This window comes from Streptomyces sp. NPDC090025 (genome assembly GCF_044748125.1).
Lineage (GTDB): Bacteria > Actinomycetota > Actinomycetes > Streptomycetales > Streptomycetaceae > Streptomyces.
Window position 1 is genome coordinate 178,435 of record NZ_JBIVFL010000002.1, and the last position, 17,263, is coordinate 195,697.

Sequence of the window (17,263 nt, forward strand, 5' to 3'; positions counted from 1 at the left end):
ACCGCTTCACACCCCGAACTGCAGCTGCAGCAGACTCCTGTCGAGACGGAGTGTCCGTCCGTCCGGCAGGGTCTGCAGGACCTGCACTCCGTCGTAGTTGAGGAGCTGCCGCAGCACCGCGGCGAAGCCGTCCGCGCGGGTGGCCGGGTAGTCGACGCGCTGTGCCACGGCCGTCACGGGCAGAGTGCCTCCGGCCTCAAGGAGTGCCCGGATCGCCTTCTCCAGCTTGTCCAGGGGCGGCTTGCGGGCCAGTAGCCCGACCTGGTCCTGGAACGCCTCGGACGCGAGCAGTGCCGTGATCAGCGCATCGTCCGGCGCGACCAGCACGGGTGTGACCAGGGCGCCCTCGTGTTCGGCCGCCGGAACCAGAGCGACGTCGAAGAGGGAATCGTGCGTCTGGGCCAGTTCGGCCTGCGCCTTCGTCGGCTTGTGCCGGTTCTGCTTCTCAGGACGGGCAGCAGCCGACGCCGAGACCGGAACAGCGTTCTGGAGGGGGATGTGCCCGTCGAGCAACCACCATGCCGGACGCTGATCACCCAGCTCTCGCCAGCCGCCGGGCGGAGTGGCGCCGAACGGCAGGAAAGCGAGTACGGGGATGGTGAACTCACGCAGCGCCGCGCCGCCGTGGTAGCCGGCCTTGAGCGAGGTGTAGCGGGAGTCGGCGTCCCAGAGGGCGACGATCGAGCCGCCCGGCTCGGGCCAGACCACGCGGGGTCCCGACAGGGCCACTTCCGTGTCTCCCAGGGGGCCGCCGGGGGAGCGGTGGCGGGCGGAGTCCGGGGCACTGGCATCCACCTTGATCCCGCGCCGGTCCACGACATGGCCATGGTCGCTGGTGAGGATCACCGCCATGCCCTGAGCCGCGGCAACCCGCAGCAGATCACGAAGCCGCCCTATCTCGTCGAGGTGCCAGGCCCCGTCACCGAGCTTCTGCTCCTTCGCGAGCCGGTCGTCGATGGTGTTCAGTACGACCGCGACGTGCGTGCGCCCGTCAGCGAGGGCCTCCGTGAGTGCCGGACCGAACGTGTCCCCTGAGCCGTCGGCGCGCAGATCGTCCTTGTGGAAGACCGCGGCAGGTTCCCCACCCCAGAAGGCGTGGGCCGGGAACAGCTTCTTCTCCTCCGCCTGTGTGCCCTTCAGCAGTCGGCCCGCGAACAGGGACGTCCGGCAGACGGCCGTCAGCGTGGGCAGAGCCGCGGCCATCGCGCGACGACGGGGTGCACCTTCGTCCAGCGGATCGAACTCGGCCCATGAGGCCCGCAGTTCCTCGCCCAGCTCACTGGCGATCGCGGCGCTCATCCCGTCCAGGACCAGCAGGAGCACGCGGCGGTCGGACCCGCCCCGTACGACCGGCTTCACCACGCGGTCGAGGAAGGTCTCCACGGTCAGCATCGTGCCGGGTCGGGTACCGGCAGCGGTCCATCCGGCCAAGGTACGAGCGAAGTCACCGTCGATCTCGTGGCGCTTGCGGCGCACCTGACGGCCGAGCGTGTCGTACGCCGATTTCAGGACGGGGTCCGGGTCGCCGCCCGCCTCGATGTGCTCGAGCGCCCGGTCCACCCACCCGGTTTCGGTGATGTGCCGTTGCAGGGCATCGGCCACCGTGTCCGAGGTGACGGCCGGGTCACCGGCCAACCACTGGGCCAGCCGCCGACCCATCCGGGCCCGTTCCACCCGGGCCCGTGCCTCCGGCCCGTCGGCCTGACTGTGCTCGCCCAGCATGTGTACGGCGTCCGCGACGGCCTTGGGCTCCCCGGCAGACAGAGCCCGACCCACTGCCGCGAACCGCGCTTCGAGGCCCGCGGCCAGCAGCGCACTGGCCTTGGCGGCGTCCTCCGCGCCGAACTGGCGGACCAGAACGGAGGCCCGGTCCAGGACGGTGTCACTGAGTCGACGGGCCTCACGCACCGCCTCCGCGTCGCCGCCGGTGCGGGACGCGGAGGTCAGCAGCGCGGCGACGTACTCCTCGGCGGCGATTCCGAACCGCGACACGACGAGGTCGAGCTCCTCCCCCTGAGCGAGGGGCTGCTCGCCCAACCACCGTTCGGCCCGCCCACGAGCCCGGTAGACGGCGGCGTCCGGCTCGCAGTGCACCCACAGCGAGGCGCAGACGAGCCCGAAGGCCACCGCGTCCGGGCCGTGATCAGCCTCGACCAGCGCGAGGAGCGCCCGTCCGGCGTGACCCGCCTGGTCCTCCTCGCCGAGGAACGCGGACAGCCCCTCCCGCTCCGGACGGCGGAGCTCCAGCAGGAGTTCGGGTCCGCCGGAGGTCAGGGACCAGCCGAACAACGTCTGCGGGTCCAGGGTGTCGCCCGCCGGGGCCCGGCCCGAGGACTCCGCCTCGCTGTCGTACCGGCCCAGCCGCAACCTGCGCAGGGCGAGGGAGGTGAGGGCGGTGCGCCGGGAGAGCATGCCGCCGGCGACGGGCGGCCAGCCGCCCTTCGGCGGGGTGGCGTCCAACAGTGCCTCAGCGGCCCAGTTGGCATCCTTGAGACGCGGATCGACCTGCTGGGCGCGGAACGCGTCGCGGACCACGTCCCAGCTGTCGACGGTGTCGACGCGCTTCTTGTGCGCGCGCGCCAGGATGGCGGGATCCAGCTCGTTCTGCTCGCGGTCGGTGAGAACGACGAGTACGGCCGGTCCGGGCACCGTGCCGTCGAGATGGCCCAGCAGCAGCTCGTGCACGGCCAGTGGTGAGGGCGCGGCTGCGATGCGAGCCGTCAACCCGTCGCCCCAGGCAGGCTGAGCTGGGCCCTCCCACTGCGGAGCCGAGCGCAACAGCACGGCACGACGCCGGCCGTTGCCGTTCAGGGACGCGGTGAGGGAGCTCTGGGACGACAGGTACTGGGTGACGGTCGCGAGGTTCAGGCGTACGGCGACGGCGGGGGAGGTGACGCTCATCGGCCGACCACCCGCCACGTGATCTCCACGGTGACGCCGGGCTCGGCGGCGGCCAGCTCGGCCAGCTCCGCCTGGAGCTCGGCCACCGCGTGCGAGGCCGTCGTCGTACGCACCCCGCTGGTGCGGTGCTTCCGCGCAGGGGTGGACGGCTCGGTCGGAGACCCTTCGTAGGGGATCCGCGGATCGCTGGTCTTCGTGTCCAGCGGAACATCGGCGGGGCCCTGAGGGCCGGGGCTCGGAGCAACCGGCGGCGGGGAGACCGCGCGGTTCCGCTTGAGCAGCGCCAGCACCTCGCGCTGGGTGCGGGCGAGGGCTTCCTCCAGCTTGTCCGTCCGTTGCTGGTCGCTGCGGGCGACATTGCGCAGGGAGTCGAGGAGCGCCTCGCCCTCGGGGCCCTCGGCCGTGGCCAGCTCCAGAGTGCTCCAGGAGGTTGCGGCGAGCGTTTCGGCCACCTTCCGGGCCTGCTTGATGGAGGTCCCGTACTGTTCGGCGGTCATCGCGCCGAGGTCGAACCGGGCGAGGGCCTCCACCGTCTTCTTCGCTCCGGCCGCTCCCTGGCCGGCCGTGCCGGTCAGGGCCTTGAGCAGCTCCACGGCCCGCCGGGCGAGTGCGAGGCGCCCGGTCTCGGCGGTCTGGTCGAGGTGCAGGAAACCGGCGTGCTCGGCCAGCCGCTCGGCCAGCTCGGCAGCGGCCTCCTGGAATCCGCGGGCCTGCTCGGTGATCTGCCGGGCGAACTGGTTGACGATGCGTCCGCGCAGCAGGGTGGGCGCCGGCTGCCCGAAGACTGCCGCGAAGCGCTGCCTGGCGGACTCCCAGTCCTCGGTGGAGGGCAGCGGCTGGCTGCGCAGGGCGTCGCGGTCCTTGATCTGCGCCAGCTCGGGAGCAGGGTCGAGCGGCATGCCTTCGCGCACCCAGACCCGGTCGTCCATCTCGGCGAAGGCCGCCACGACGAGCCGCCCGAGGAAGTCCGGCAGCCCGCGCGGTGCCGGCTTGTCGGTCCAGTCGGTGAGCGTGATCAGGGTGAGATCGCCCGTGGCGCCGTTCTCGCGGGCAAGCTGGCGGAAGTGGTCGGCCCAGTACGGGGACAGCTCGAAGTACGCCTCCTTCTGCTGCCCGAGACGCAGCGGCCCCGCGATCCGCTTCATCAGCGCCCGGTCGCCGGCCGGAACCTCGGTGCGGCCGTCGCGCGCCTCGGCCGCGGCACGGACGTGCGTGAAGACCTTCTTGGCGTCGGCGGCCTTGACGACCGTGCCGGTCTGGTCGGGGTCGAAGTCCGGGTGGTCCGGGAACTGCGTCGCCAGCAGCTTGCCCGCGATGTGTCGGATGCCGTCGCGCAGCGACTGGCCGAAGGAGAGGGTGAGCCCATCGACCTCGCGCAGCGATTCCAGGTGGTCGCCGAAGCCCAGCTCCACGTCCGTGGGCTTCTTCTCCGCGAGTCCGTACGCCTGCTTGAAGGCCGCCTTCACGGTCTTGAGCAGGGACTCGCGCTGGGTCTCCAGGAGCCCCTTGGCGCGGGCGCGGTTGTCGGCGTTCAGATGGCCGGCGTACTGGCTGTCGAAGCGCTGGTCGTCGGCGAGGGCCTTGTCGATGACGACGAGGCGGCAGAAGTCCCCGTACCGCTGGCTGGAGAGGTGGGTGGGCAGCCAGGCGACGGTGCGCGACCGCTCGCCCTGCTGCTTCTCGCGCAGGCGCCGGATGCGGTTGGCGTCCTCGACGGGGCCGTACTCGCCGTCGTCGAAGGGGAGGTCGACGGCGATGCGCCAAAGGCCGTCCTCGCGGGGCATCAGGTCGTGGTCGGGCAGCTCGTCCTCGTCCGCCATGTTCCCGAAGATGACCTCGACGGAGCGGTTCGTACCGCGCCAGACGAACTGCAGCTCTTCGACCAACTGGCCGTGGCTGACGTCGAGTTCCTCGGCGAGCAGTCGCTTGGCGAGGGCGAGGCGGTTGCCCGGGTTGTTGTTGACGTTGGCGTTCGCGATGACCGAGTCGACGTCGACGCCGGAGAGCTCCAGGCGGACGCCCGGGTTGGTGTCGGTGCCGGTCTCCTTGATCTCCGGGAACCGGCCGGCCCAGTCGGCGACCTTGTTCTTCAGGATGCCGTACTCGCGGCCGGGGATCGGGGCGACGACCGAGCCGTAGTTGAGCGCGGACAGCCTGCGGATCGTCAGGTCGGCGAGGGCCGGCACGCTCGGAGCGAGCGCGGAGAGCAGGAGGGTGCCGATGATCCGGTTGTCACCGACGAAGGTCTTCACCCGGCCGCGCAGGGCCGCGTCGGTGATGCTGTCGGGGCGGTGGGTGTACTGCTCGATGTCCTCCTCCGACACGTTGTACGTGGCGAGGAGGAACGGGCGCAGCTTGGTCCGGTACAGCTTGTCCGCCGCCTCGAAGACGACCTTGAGGCTGTCGGTGAACGGCTTGTCGCCGCCCGCCGTGATCAGCGGATACAGGTCGCCGACCGGGATGAGGTCGCCCAGGCGCAGCTCGTGGCGGTGGTCGGCGAGGAGCTGGCCCATCAGCTTCATGCCGGTGCGGTTGCGCTGAAGCGCGGAGGAGACGTGGACGAGGGTGTCCATGAAGGCGGGCGAGAAGGGGTAGGTGAGCCGGAAGCTCTCCTCGTCGGCGCCGACGCCGTCGGCCCCGCGGTCGGAGCCGAGGAGGGTGTCCCACACCTCCTGGCGGACCTTACGGGTCTTCTCGAACTCGGCCGTGATGAGCGCGGCGGCCTCGGTGTCCTTGGGCTGGAGGAGGCGGGCGTGGGCGACCTGGGGGAGGTTGCGGTCCTCCAGGGTGATCTTGTCGAACCGGCCGGACGCCTGGTTGAGGGTGTCCTGGATGGAGGACTCGGCTGCCCCGGACAGCTCCTCGCCGACCAGCTCGCGCAGGTCGCGCTGGCGGGCGATGAAGGACACGATCGGGATGGCCCGGCGGGCGTCGGCGCCCTCCACGAAGTTGGTGATCTTGCCGGCCTCGCGGCCCACGAACTTCTGGTCGTGGATGAGGGTGGCCAGCCACAGGATCAGCTCGTCGAGGAAGAGGATCAGGCCGTCGTACCCGAGGGACTTCGCGTGCTCGGCGATGACGGACAGGCCGGCGTCGAGCGAGATGAAGCCGTGCTCGTTCTCGTGCGCGTTCTGGGTGAAGCCGGGCAGGAGGTTGGTGCTGGCGTCCTGGACCAGGCGGGCGCGCAGCTCCACGGGGGTGGAGGGGGTGACGAGGTTGAGTGCGTACCCGGCCTCGTGGACCTCCTCGGCGGCGAGCGCGGTGTCGAGGAGGGCCGGGGTCCAGGCGAAGGACTCGCCCCACTCGTCGTCCTCGTCCGCCTCCCCGCCGACCGCGCCGAGCCCCTTGAAGACGGCCTCGTCGCCCATCCGCTCGCGCATGGCATGGATGTCGGCGAAGAGGGAGTCGGTGCGGTAGACCCGGGGGGTCGGCGCCTCGGGGTGGAGCTTCTTGACGTGGCTCACGTACGTGCCGAGGACCCGCTGCTCCAGGGCCTTCGCGCCGAGCATGTGGTACGGCACGAGCAGGAACTTCTTGCCGTCGGTGGTCAGCCACTCGTGCTTGGTCAGGACGGCGTCGAAGTCGGAGCGGCCGTGGGCGGCCGGGCTGCCGCTGAGCAGGGCGTGCAGCACGGCCATGAAGTGCGACTTACCGGAACCGAAGGAACCGTGGAGGTACGCGGCCTTGGAGGTGTGCCCGTCGAGAGATGCCTTGATGAGGCCGAGGGCCTCGTCGAAGTTCTCCAGCAGCCGTTCCGTGACGACGTAGTCCTTGAGCGCGAGCTCGGCACCCTCGGGGGTGGTGGCCTCGGAGAGCTGAAGGACGAAGTCGGACGTGGAGATCGACTCCTTGATGTTGATCACATCGCGGAGGAGGGGCGGCTGCTGAGCCATCGCGCGTCTCGCTCACCTTCTGACGGCTGTCGCCGTCGCTGTCGCTGTCCGTGCCGGTACCGGGACAAGTTCCTCGGGACATTGTCCGACATCATCGCTGGTTACGGGGCTGATGGCCGGAAATCTCCCAGGGACCGGGAAAGCTCCCACGCATCAGGATGGCACCCGGCACTGACAACGACGGGCCGCGCCGGCGGGCAGCCGGCTCAACCGCTCGGGCGGGGCTTGCGGCTCCGGGCGTTCACCTCCGCGAGACGGGCGCGGAGGGCTTCGGGTGAGCTGAGGGGCTCGGTGTCTTCCGGGGCCGCGTCCCATTCCCGGCCGCCGGTGAGAGGGCGGAGCCGGAGATACGGACCGAGGCGGCCGGTGACGATGCCGAGGCGGTTGTGGTGGGTGTCGCGGACGGTCTCACCGATGGCGGGGCGGCAGGGGTGGGGTTCGGCCGTCACCGGGAGGCGCCCTTCGTGATCACTTCCGCGAGGGCGTGCGCCACGGGCGCCGAGCAGATCCCGAGGTGGACGAGGGCGTAGCGGGACTCGTCGGCCCAGGGGGTACGGACGTCCATGGCGGGCAGCTGGATGCCGGCCCGGGTGAGAGCGGCGGCGAGGGCGTCGCGGGCGTCCAGGGCTTCCTTGATCTTGCGCTGGTTGGGGGTGGTGGGGCGGGAGGTGGGCATGGCGAACTCCTTCGGCTGGGGGTGCGCTGATTTCCCGGACCGGAGGGTGTGGTGTGGATTACGGTGCGTAGCCCGGGCACTACGAGCATGGATCCCGCCGGAGGCTGGCGAGACTGTGGACGGGGTCGGGTTCCTCGGCCCACAGCGGTAGTTCCACACCTTCCACGGAGATCCACGGAGATCAACGGAGATCAGGGGAGGAGCCGCGATGCCGCCACGTCGGGTGGTGACGGGTCGGAGCCAGGAGCCGCGGCAGCGCTTCACGGAGGAGCTGCGACAGCTGCGCGCGGGGAGCGGGGCGAGCCTGCGGCAGCTGGGGGATCGGCTGGGGTGGGACTGGTCGCTCTTCGGGAAGATGGAGAAGGGCGAGACCCTGGGCGGGCCGGAGGTGGTGCAGGCGCTGGACCAGCACTACGGGACGTCGGGGATGCTGCTGGTGTTGTGGGAGCTGGCGCGCGGGGACAAGACGCAGTTCAAGGAGCGGTACCGGCGGTACATGACGCTGGAGGCCGAGGCGGTGAGCCTGTGGCACTTTGCGGTGAGTGTGTTGCCGGGGTTGTTGCAGACGCGGGGGTACGCGGCGGAGTTGCTGGCTGCGGGTGGGTTCACGGGGGACGGGCTGACGCAGCAGGTGGAAGCGCGACTTGGGCGGCGGGAACTGCTGGAGGGGGAGGGAGCGCCGCCATTCCGGACGATCCTGTCGGAGGCGGCGTTGCGTACGGCCCTTCGGGATGCGAAGGCGTGGAGGGAACAGCTTTCGTACCTGGCTGAGGTGGCTGAGCGGCCGAACGTGACAGTTCAGGTGCTCCTGCAGAGCGCCGGGTTGCACGGTTTGTCGACGACCGACGTCTGGTTTCTGCGCCTGCCGGACGGGCGTACGGTGGCATACACTGAGCACGGCTATGGAGGCGAACTCATCGAGGAGAACGCCGCGGTGGAGCGCATGCAACGTGCGTACGATGCGACGCGTGACCTGGCGCTTTCTCCGGCCGAGTCGCGGAAATTCGTCCTGCGCATGTTGGAGGAAGTGCCGTGCGATCCATCGACCTGACCGCCGCGACCTGGCGCAAGAGCAGCTACAGCAATCAGGACGGCGGCGCGTGCGTCGAGGTCTGCGACGACCTCACTGCCATCGTCCCCGTGCGGGACAGCAAGGACCTCTACGGTCCGGTGCTCGTGTTTCCGGCGGGTGGCTGGTCGGCCTTCGTCACCGCCGTCAAGGGCCACCAACTGTCCCGCTGATAGGCGTCCACAAGCCGACGGCCTCCGAGAACCCTTGGTTCTCGGAGGCCGTCGGCGTTCTCGGTGCCCCTACTTCTTGGTCGTGCTTCGTCCTCGGGGGGCGGCGGCCGGGCGCCAGGCGCGCAGGTCGTCGTCGGTCAGGCCGTGTTCGCCCTGCACCATCTGCCGGTCGCCCCGGAAGAACGCGGCTGGTGAGGCGCCGAAGTTAACGTCGAACTCGTCGTGCCACTGCTCAAGCCAGGGCTGGAGTTCCAGCAGCCCGGCAAGGAACGGGGTCAGTTCCTCGGAGGTCAGCGCCTCGTGGGAGGCGATGTACGCGTCGAGGGCGTACGCCTGCTCCCGGTGGTCCCAACCGGCCCAGCCGTAGAGGTCGGGCGTGGGGGTGTTGGTCTGCCCATACGAGATGAACCGCTCCTTGGGCACGTCCAGCCTTCCGCGTGCTTTCCAGTAGGAGGGCCGCAGGAAGTCCGCCGACGCGTACTTAGGTGGGACTGGGATCGTTTCTCGGATCTTTCGCTTGGCCGGCTCATCCGAGGCGGCGTCCTCCTGCCGCTGGAGGGCCCAGACATGCTCCCAGTCCTCGCGCTTCGTCAGCCCGGAGGGCTTGTAGCGCAGGGCGGGGAGAAAGGGCACGTGCTCGTCGGCCAGCAGCTCGGCGACGACAGCGGACAGTTCCTTGCGGGGCGCGTAGATCTTGGTGACCGAGACGAATTCTTCGTCACGGGACAGCACATCGGTGAGCCGCGAGAGACTGACGAGGACGGGCATTCCGTTCTCGTCGAACCAATGGTCGTGGCCTTCGATTCGGTCAAGGAGCCAAGACCGGAGCGCCTTCGTCTGGAGCGCGTCCCACCCGTCGGTGGCCCAGCGGCGCTTGTACTCCGGCCGCTCAACCATGCCGATGGCGCGGTTCGACTCGATGGCCTCGATTCGTCTTTGGACGACCTCACGGTAGGGGGCAGGCCAGGTGGAAGGGATCTCGGTGTTCGGGCTGGAGTTGTGGCGGTCGAACCAGACCGTTTCGCTGGTTCCAGCTGAAACCTCACGGGCAAGAACGATCTCGAAAGCGCGCTCGCCGAGGGCAACTTCCGTTAGTTCAGCACAATCAGGTGCGCGCAAGTCCTCCGAGTGCAGGCCGTACAGGTAGTAGACCTGCCAATCCAAGTCTTCCTGAACAGTGATCATGCGGGAACGGATGGACTCCCAGCGGGTCCTGGCTTCCCGGAGGTTGGAGGCAGTAGGTGTGCTGTGCGTGGCAAGTGCAGAGGGGCTGGTGGCGGAGAGCTGCTGGGCTAGAGAGTCGAGGGTGGTCGCAAGAGAGGTGGGGTAAGTGGAGGGTAGGGGGAACTCTTGGAGCTTGGTGCCGGTGAACTCGTAGAATCTCTCCCACTCGTCATGCATGAAACCGCCTGTCCCTGACTGGCTACCCTTGTCGTGGCTGACCATTTTGAGCCAGAATCCAGCAGTGGAGCTGTTGAGAATTCCCAACAGCTGCAGATGTTCCTCCTCGCTTGCCCCGTCGCGCAGCTTGATTACAGGAGCGGAACGGTTGAACACCTTTCCGCCTCGATCCAGCACAAAATGATTGTGCGTGGCTACGAATGCGAAGGGGATGGAGAGGCGAGTGCGATAGCGTTTCGGGAAAAACATGCTGTGGTCAAACCAGCGTAGTCCACGCTGTTCAGGCGTGTGGCCGAAATCAATTCTCTGGCGCAGGGCGGTTCTGTTGGGCCAGAGAAAGACGAGCTCGCCTTGGCTGGGATCGCGGGGGTCCCCTTGGCTGTCGTAAGGGAGATAGGTGGATTCCGGTGCCTCGAGCGAGTAATCGCGGACCCCATCGCCCAGAACCGCTGGAACACAGTGAACGGAAATGCCTTTCGATGATGCTGCTGACGCTGGCATGAAGTAAGCCGGGTCCAAGCCAGTGTGTGTCGTTCGGCCGATGACGTCGGTCACGCTGGCCAGTGAATGGACACTGGATGCTGCAATTTGCTCGTTGAGCTCAAGGCCGCCGTCGGCCAGAATCCAGGGCTGGTTGGCGAAATACCGGACGCGATCCAAGTTATCCACAGAAACCCATTCGCTGACTGAGCCTGGAGAGTCGACCTGCTCAACGATTGCATTCCAGACCAGCCCATCCTCACCGTGATCCGGTTCTGCAGGCTCGCCTCGGACGCTTCGGACGGTGCGAATGGTTTCTGAGCGGCCAGTGCCGCCACGCCGCTTACCCACAAGGATGATCGTCGGCGTGCCATGCCCGGGAATGTATGCAGCCGACGTATCGATGACCTCGGATAGCTCTACCTCGTGGCCGAAGTATGTCTCGATGAGTCGCTTTCCAAATTCTCGTTTCATGAAGGAATTTGCTGTGATCTGGCCCACCATTCCGTAGCCGATCCCGCTCTCCGGGTCTCCTGCCTTGGCCAGCTCGAAGAATCTTTGCGCAAATGGCACTGATAGGGCATATGTTCCTGTGCAAGCGTCATACAGGTCTCGGTACAGGTCGTTAAGCTTCTTGTCTTTCACCGTGATGTATGGCGGGTTTCCCACGACCACGTGGTAACGCCCCTGGTGAAGGATTTCAGGGTGCTCGTGTACGTCCTCGGTGACGTACTTGAACTCGGCGAGCTCGTCCGTACCTTCGGATTCGACTTCCTCGAATAGGTTGCCCTGCTGATGTCGGTGCTTGATCAGAGAGTCACCGACTGCCAGGTGTACCGGCCATTCATATTTCGCGGCTTCCGGAATTGTCCGAACGCCACTCGCCGCCATTGCGGAGACTAGGAGCCGAAATCGAGCCACAGCCACCGCGAACGGGTTCAGGTCCACCCCATGCACCGAATCCAGCGCCGCCCGCACCCGCTCGTGCACGTCCTTACCAGGCTGCCCCTCACCCCACAGCCGAACCAACCGCCGGAACGCGCCCAACACAAAGTGCCCCGACCCACACGTCGGGTCGATCATCTTCAGGCCCTCATAGCCGAACTCCCGCACCGCCGGGTCCATCGTCCGGTCGAGGATGAACTCCTCCACGAACTCCGGGGTCTGGAGCAGCGCGTACGTCTTACGCGCAGCCTCACTCAGGTCCTGGTACAGGTCGCCCAAGAACCGGGTGTCCCAGCCCTCCGTGCCGTCCTCGTTCAGCTTGTCCGTGAAGTCGTGGACCAGCACACCCGCTTCATCTCGCTCGCGCCAGAACGCGATCAGTTCCCGCGCCCCATCGTGCGACAGCGGGATCTGGAACAGCGGGTTGTGCTTGCGGTCGAACAACAACCGGCCCGCCTGGCCAGCCCCCAGCTCCTCGAACGCGCGCTCCAGCCAGCCGCGGAACGTCGGGTCCGAGTCCTTCGCCACGTACTCCTCGTACCGGGCCAGGGCCAGGTCGCGGCGGTCCGCGTCCGGTGCCGTCAGGTACGGCTCCGGGATCAGTTCGTTGTCCTCGCAGAAGCGGACGAAGACCGTGCCCAGGACCCAGGCCACCGCGACCTGGGTGACACGCTCGTCCAGCCAGGAGTTCCACGTCGCCGCCGTACGACCGAGCTTGCGGGCCTGGTCGTACTCGGTGCGCAGGCGGGTGCCCACTTCGGCCACGGCCTTGACCTGCTTGCCGAGGTCCGTCTCGACCGCTTTGACCTGCTGCTTCAGGTCGTTCAACAGGGCCTTGCGGTCGATCACTTGGTGTCTCCTTCGGTTCCGTCCGTCACTGCTGTCCTGCTGCTCGTCCTCGCGTCCTTGACCCACGAGTCCGGAAGTTCGATCCATTCGCCCAGGCCCGCCTGGTACGCCACCGCTACCTGGCTCAGCTTCGGCTCCCTGGACGGGTCGCCCTGCGGTACCAGTAGCCACAGGCCCCGGCCGCCCTGGCGGGCCGCTTCCGCCAGGCGGTCCAGCACACCCATCGCGTCGTAGCGGGCGAAGACCGCTGCCTCCGTCAGGAGGACCGGGCCGGAGCCGGCGGAGGGGTCAAGGAGGCTGCGGACCTGCGGCTCCACCGCACCCCACGCCGTCCGCGCGTACTCCGCGAACTTCACCGCGCCCCGCGAGCCCGCCTCCGCCACGTCCGCCTTCAGCAGGGTCTCCCACGTCGGCTTCGACCCCTCCGGGGCCAGCGCGTGCATCGCCTCCAGGAAGAGTGCCGTCACCGATACGGCCTGGGCGCCGATGGGTGCCGCGCCCAGCGCCCGTACCGCTTCCTCCGGGCGGTGGTGGTGCACGGTCAGGACTCGGTAGCCGTCGCGGCGGGCCGAGGCGACAAGGCGTTCCTGCGCGCGGACCGCACCCGCCAGCGCGGGGTCGTCCGCGTACCGCGTCACCGCACCCACGTCCGTGGCCTGCCGCCACGCACCCGTGGTCAGGTAGCTGGACGCGCTGTCCATCCGCGTCGGGAGGTAGCGCAGGGTCTTGGTGTCCTCGCGGGTGGACAGAGTGAGGTCGAAGCCCGCGTCCCGCAGGGCCTTCGTCAGGGGGCCGGCCGTCGGGAGGTCGTGGGAGTAGCCGCCGCGGGCGTCGGGAAGGACCAGCTCGGGGAAGCGGGCGCGGACGCGCTCGTGGATGTCCTCGCCCGTCACGCCCGGCTGGCGGGACTCCGGTACACCGGGAATGAGCCGGACCAGACCGGCCTGGGTCAGCCGCAGGGCGCGTACCAGCGGCAGGTCGCGCCGGTAGATCTCCAGGCGAGGGGTCGCCGCCGCGTTGAGGGAAGCGGCGGCTGCCAGCTCCACCAGGCGGCGTTCGTCCCACTCCACCGAACCCGGCGGCGGGGTGAGGGAGCCGAGCTCGGTCAGTACCGTGGTCGCCGTCGGCAGGGTTTCGAGCTTGGCCAGGCGGTCGGCCGTCTTCCCCAGGCGGGTCGCGTAGTCGAGCAGGCCCGGCGCCGTCGGGGTGTCCGGGGCGTCGACCTTGCGGACGTCGAGGGCGAGCAGACCCGCGCCCAGCGCCTCCTCGGTGGCCTTGCGGTTGGGCTGGTGCTGGAACTCGGCTTCCTCAGGATCCAGTTGCTCCACCTCCACCACGGCCCGTACGGCGGCCAGTGCCAGCGCGCGCCGCTGCTCGCGCTCGGACAGCTGCGTACCGCGCCGCACGGCGAGGGCGTCGGCGATCTCGGCGGCCGAGGCGACCCGGCCCAGGTCGGAGAGAAGATCGATGATCTCGCCGCGCAGGGCCTGCACCGCCGGGTGCTTCTTCCAGCGCTTGCGCTCCTCCTTGAGGAGCTGCGGGATTCGGCCGGCCGACAGGCCGAGCGCGTCCGCGACGTCCTTCTGCTTGGGCCAGACGCCGATGTCGGGGAGCTCGCCCTGTGCGTCGGGCAGGCGCAGGAGCAGGCGTACCGTCTCGACCTTGTTGTGGTTCGAACGGTTGTTGTTGAGCTCCGGGACGAAGATCGTGGCCAGCGTGTCCAGACTGACCGTCCGCAGCGCGGAGCCGGTGAGGCCGCTCGCGCCGTCCCTCATGGCCAGGGTGCCGAGCAGCGCCGACTCGGTGGCGGACAGCTGGGCCAGTTCCTCCTTGGCCTCGGCCCGGCCCCTCGGGGTGAGGGGCGAGATCGGAGTCTCGCGCAGCCGGTCGCCCCACTCGCGCTGGCGACGCTGGACCTCGCCGCGGGTCTTCGCACCCAGACCGGGTGCGTTGAGGAGCTTGCGCCGGCTGTAGTCGAGGAGCTCCCCGACCGTCGTGACGCCCAGCCCGTACAGGAACGCCTCGGCGGCAGGGGTGAGGCCGGCGGCCGACAGGTGGGTGTCGCGGGTGACCTCCGCCGCCAGCTGCTCGCGCTGCTGCTCCGCGGTGAGCGGCTCGGCGTCCGCGATGGTGGCCTGGTCGGTGTCGAGGGACGGAGTCTCGGAGGGCTCCGGGTGGCGGGAGCGGTGGCTGGAGGGGATGGTCTGGGTGGCGTCCAGGAAGATCTTCTTCCAGGCGTCCCGCATCGGCTTCAGCTCGGGGAATCGCTGGGCGGCGTCCCGGTGGAGGGCCTTCTCGAAGAAGGCGACCAGGCCGTCGCGCACCCCGGGCTCGAAGGCGTCCTTCGCGATGATCGGGTGTGGGTGCTTCTTCGGGTCGGTCATCCGGGGCAGTACCGAGCCGTCGCCCCATCTGGGCAGCTCGCCCGAGGCCATCTGGTGCAGGGTGACCGCGACCGCGTACCGCTCGGCGTGTGAGTCGTAGGCGGTCCGGGTCAGCGTCCCGATGAACGGGTCGAGGTAGCCCTCGGTCCCGGCCTCGTAGTCCTTCGCCGGGTATCCGGCCAGGGAGAAGTCGATGAGGACGAGCTCGCGGGTGCGGTTCGGGCGGATGCGGATGGCGATGTTGTCCGGCTTGATGTCGCGGTGCCAGACGCTCTCGCCCTCCAGGAAGTCCACGGCGCCGAAGAGGTAGTCGCCGTACGCCTCCAGCTGGTCGATCTGGAGCCGTCCGCTCTCGCGCAGCTGGCGGGCGACCGTCTCCTCGCGGCGGCGGGTACGGGGGGTCCCGGATTCCTCGCCCTCGCCGGTCTCCTCCCGCTCGTCGCCCACGTACTCCAGGACGAGGACGGTGCGGTCGGCGATCTTCAGCGGTTCCGGCTCCACGAGCCGGATGACGCGGGAGTCGGCGCGCAGGCGCCCCATGACCTCGGCCTCGTGGGCGAGGATCTCGCCCCGGCTGTCGGAGAGCGCCACCTTGAGGACGGCGAGCGGGCGCGTCTTGCGCGCCACGTGGTCCTGGTCGTACACGAGGTAGGCGCGGCTGGTCGAGCCGGTGCCCAGGCGGCGGCGGACCTGCCAGCGGCCCCCCAGAACATCGCCGGCGACGGCTTCGAGCGGGTCCTTCTCGGGGGCTTCCGGGACCGGGGGCGCGGCGGGGGCCGTGAGGGAGTCCTCGACGAGTTCCAGCATCTCGAGGAACTCGTCGATGCTGGAGAGGCGCTGGCCGGGCCGGTAGGCGGTGGCCGCCTGGACCAGGTCGTCGATGTCCTCGGAAAGGCCGTCGACCAACGAGCTGGGACGCAGTCCCTCACCGGCTTCGAGGCGCGTGAGCAGCTCCGCCTGGCTCGCGGCCGGTGCCTTGCCCGTCACGAGGAGGTAGGTGAGGACGCCGAGGCCGTAGACGTCAAGGTAGACCGGATCGGCGTTGAGGGCGGTGAGCTCGGGCGCGAGGTACGGGTCGGAGCCCTCCGCCAGGTGCATCGCGGACAGCGCGGTCGGCGCGAACCGGGTCATCCCCTCTCCGGAGCCGCCCGTGCCGCTGCGCTGGGTGGCGATCTGCCAGTCGGAGATCTGCAGGTGCGGGGAGAGCCAGGCTGCGTCCTCGCCGACGGCCTGACCCTCGCGGCCCCGGTTTCGCGGCAGCACGTGGACGGAGCGGGCGGCCAGCGCCCGGTGGTGGATGCGACTGGAGTGCGCGGAGCGCATCGTCTCGGCGAGCTGGCGGACGAGCGCCATGCGGCCGAGGATGTCGAGCTTCTCCCCGTACTGGAGGAGGTACTCGTCCAGACGCAGGGTCTGCGGGTGGTAGTCGAAGATCAGGGCAGGGCCGGAGGAGTGCCCGGACGGGTCGTACTGCTTGAGCTGGACGACTCCGGGGTGGCGGAAGCGGCGCAGGACCGCGGCCTCGCGCCGGGCGGCGTTCTCCACGGACTGCCGGATCGAGGTGTCCGAACCGCGTTCGCGCAGGTAGATGCGGACGCGGGCGACCTCGGGCAGCTCGGTGTGCTCGGCGAGGTAATCGGCCCACGTCTCGCCGGAGTCGAATGCCTTCCGCTTCAGCTCGTACGGGCCGACCTTGTACTTGGCATCGCTGGGGCGGACACCGACCCGCTCGAGGGCGGCCTTGATCTCGCGGGAGTCGACGGCGGTGATGCGTCGGCGCTCGTCGCGTGGGGGCTGCTGCAGCATCGCGACCAGTTCGGAAACGGTGTAGACGCCGTTCTGGTCATGGGCCGGCAGTCGGATGCGCAGGCCGTTGTCCGTGAAGCAGACCGCTTCGGCGACCCAGACGCGCTTGCCGTTCTGGCCGAGCAGCCCGGCGAGCTCCTTGGCCTTCCTGTTGACGAGGTGCAGCGGGTTGCCGTGCAGGACGCGACGACCGTTGGGCGCGGTCTGGACCCAGGTGCCGTTCTCGCTGGTCACGGAGCCGTGCCAGTTCTTCAGCTCGATCATGCAGACCCCGCCAGGGGCTACCACGAGGAGATCGATCTCGCGGACGTGCCCGGTGTTCGCGGTGAAGGTGAAGTTCGACCAGGCTCGCCAGGGGTCGGCATCCGGCAGCTTCGTGCGGATGGCCTCGAGGCCGCGGTGCTCGTGGTCGTACTCGGACTCGGTGACCGTGGTCCACCGGCCTTCCCGCATGTGCCGCCTCCGCTTGGTCGCTGTGTGCTGAAGAGCTGACCGGCTCGGCCGTCCGGCGGTGGACAAAGCTCCCCGGAGATCCTAACGGGGGGCCCTGATGTCCAGGGTGCCTGAGACGAAGCGGGCAGCGCGACAAGGGCTTGCGGATGCCGCGGGTACAGGGCAGGAGCGAGAGAAGCAGACGCGATCAAGGTCGGTGTGAATCGGTCAAGTACTTAAGTCTCTGCCGATCA

Annotated in this window: 8 protein-coding genes; 2 read left to right on the plus strand and 6 right to left on the minus strand. The window is 69.1% G+C overall.

Going from position 1 to position 17,263, the window contains the following annotated elements; translation table 11 throughout:
* Positions 1-6: 6 nt before the first annotated feature.
* The 4 genes from pglZ to ACIPXM_RS06865 all read right to left on the minus strand — a co-directional run bounded on the left by pglZ (position 7) and on the right by ACIPXM_RS06865 (position 7,470).
* Complete coding sequence (gene pglZ, locus ACIPXM_RS06850) at positions 7-2,901, minus strand: BREX-2 system phosphatase PglZ (RefSeq protein ID WP_401652776.1); 2,895 nt, start codon at positions 2,899-2,901, stop codon at positions 7-9.
* Complete coding sequence (locus ACIPXM_RS06855; RefSeq protein WP_401652778.1) at positions 2,898-6,794, minus strand: phage resistance protein; 3,897 nt, start codon at positions 6,792-6,794, stop codon at positions 2,898-2,900. The genes pglZ and ACIPXM_RS06855 overlap by 4 nt, the downstream gene beginning before the upstream one ends.
* Positions 6,795-7,000: 206 nt before the next feature.
* Positions 7,001-7,243, minus strand: coding sequence for a hypothetical protein (locus ACIPXM_RS06860; RefSeq protein WP_401652780.1), 243 nt, complete (start codon positions 7,241-7,243; stop codon positions 7,001-7,003).
* Complete coding sequence (locus ACIPXM_RS06865; protein ID WP_376595282.1) at positions 7,240-7,470, minus strand: hypothetical protein; 231 nt, start codon at positions 7,468-7,470, stop codon at positions 7,240-7,242. The genes ACIPXM_RS06860 and ACIPXM_RS06865 overlap by 4 nt, the downstream gene beginning before the upstream one ends.
* A gap of 208 nt (positions 7,471-7,678) precedes the next feature.
* Between ACIPXM_RS06865 and ACIPXM_RS06870 the strand changes: the two genes are divergently transcribed.
* Both ACIPXM_RS06870 and ACIPXM_RS06875 read left to right on the plus strand, forming a co-directional pair.
* Positions 7,679-8,521, plus strand: a complete 843-nt coding sequence (locus tag ACIPXM_RS06870) for a helix-turn-helix domain-containing protein (protein WP_401652781.1) — start codon at positions 7,679-7,681, stop codon at positions 8,519-8,521.
* Positions 8,503-8,712 carry a DUF397 domain-containing protein gene (locus ACIPXM_RS06875; protein WP_401652783.1) on the plus strand — a complete coding sequence of 70 codons (210 nt, stop codon included), beginning with the start codon at positions 8,503-8,505 and terminating at the stop codon, positions 8,710-8,712. Before ACIPXM_RS06870 ends, ACIPXM_RS06875 begins: the two co-directional genes overlap by 19 nt.
* 69 nt (positions 8,713-8,781) lie before the next feature.
* Here ACIPXM_RS06875 and pglX read toward each other — a convergent pair whose 3' ends face one another.
* Positions 8,782-12,387, minus strand: a complete 3,606-nt coding sequence (gene pglX, locus ACIPXM_RS06880; RefSeq protein WP_401652785.1) for a BREX-2 system adenine-specific DNA-methyltransferase PglX — start codon at positions 12,385-12,387, stop codon at positions 8,782-8,784.
* Entirely contained in the window at positions 12,384-17,030 is a 4,647-nt protein-coding gene (gene pglW / locus ACIPXM_RS06885) for a BREX system serine/threonine kinase PglW (protein ID WP_401652787.1), read from the minus strand. The genes pglX and pglW overlap by 4 nt, the downstream gene beginning before the upstream one ends.
* Positions 17,031-17,263: the final 233 nt, after the last annotated feature.

Bases quoted from the DNA above. Each gene is read 5' to 3' on its own strand.
- pglW (WP_401652787.1), bottom strand. From the start codon at position 17,030: ATGCGGGAAGGCCGGTGGACCACGGTCACCGAGTCCGAGTACGACCAC.
- pglZ (WP_401652776.1), bottom strand. From the start codon at position 2,901: ATGAGCGTCACCTCCCCCGCCGTCGCCGTACGCCTGAACCTCGCGACC.
- ACIPXM_RS06855 (WP_401652778.1), bottom strand. From the start codon at position 6,794: ATGGCTCAGCAGCCGCCCCTCCTCCGCGATGTGATCAACATCAAGGAG.
- ACIPXM_RS06870 (WP_401652781.1), top strand. From the start codon at position 7,679: ATGCCGCCACGTCGGGTGGTGACGGGTCGGAGCCAGGAGCCGCGGCAG.
- ACIPXM_RS06865 (WP_376595282.1), bottom strand. From the start codon at position 7,470: ATGCCCACCTCCCGCCCCACCACCCCCAACCAGCGCAAGATCAAGGAA.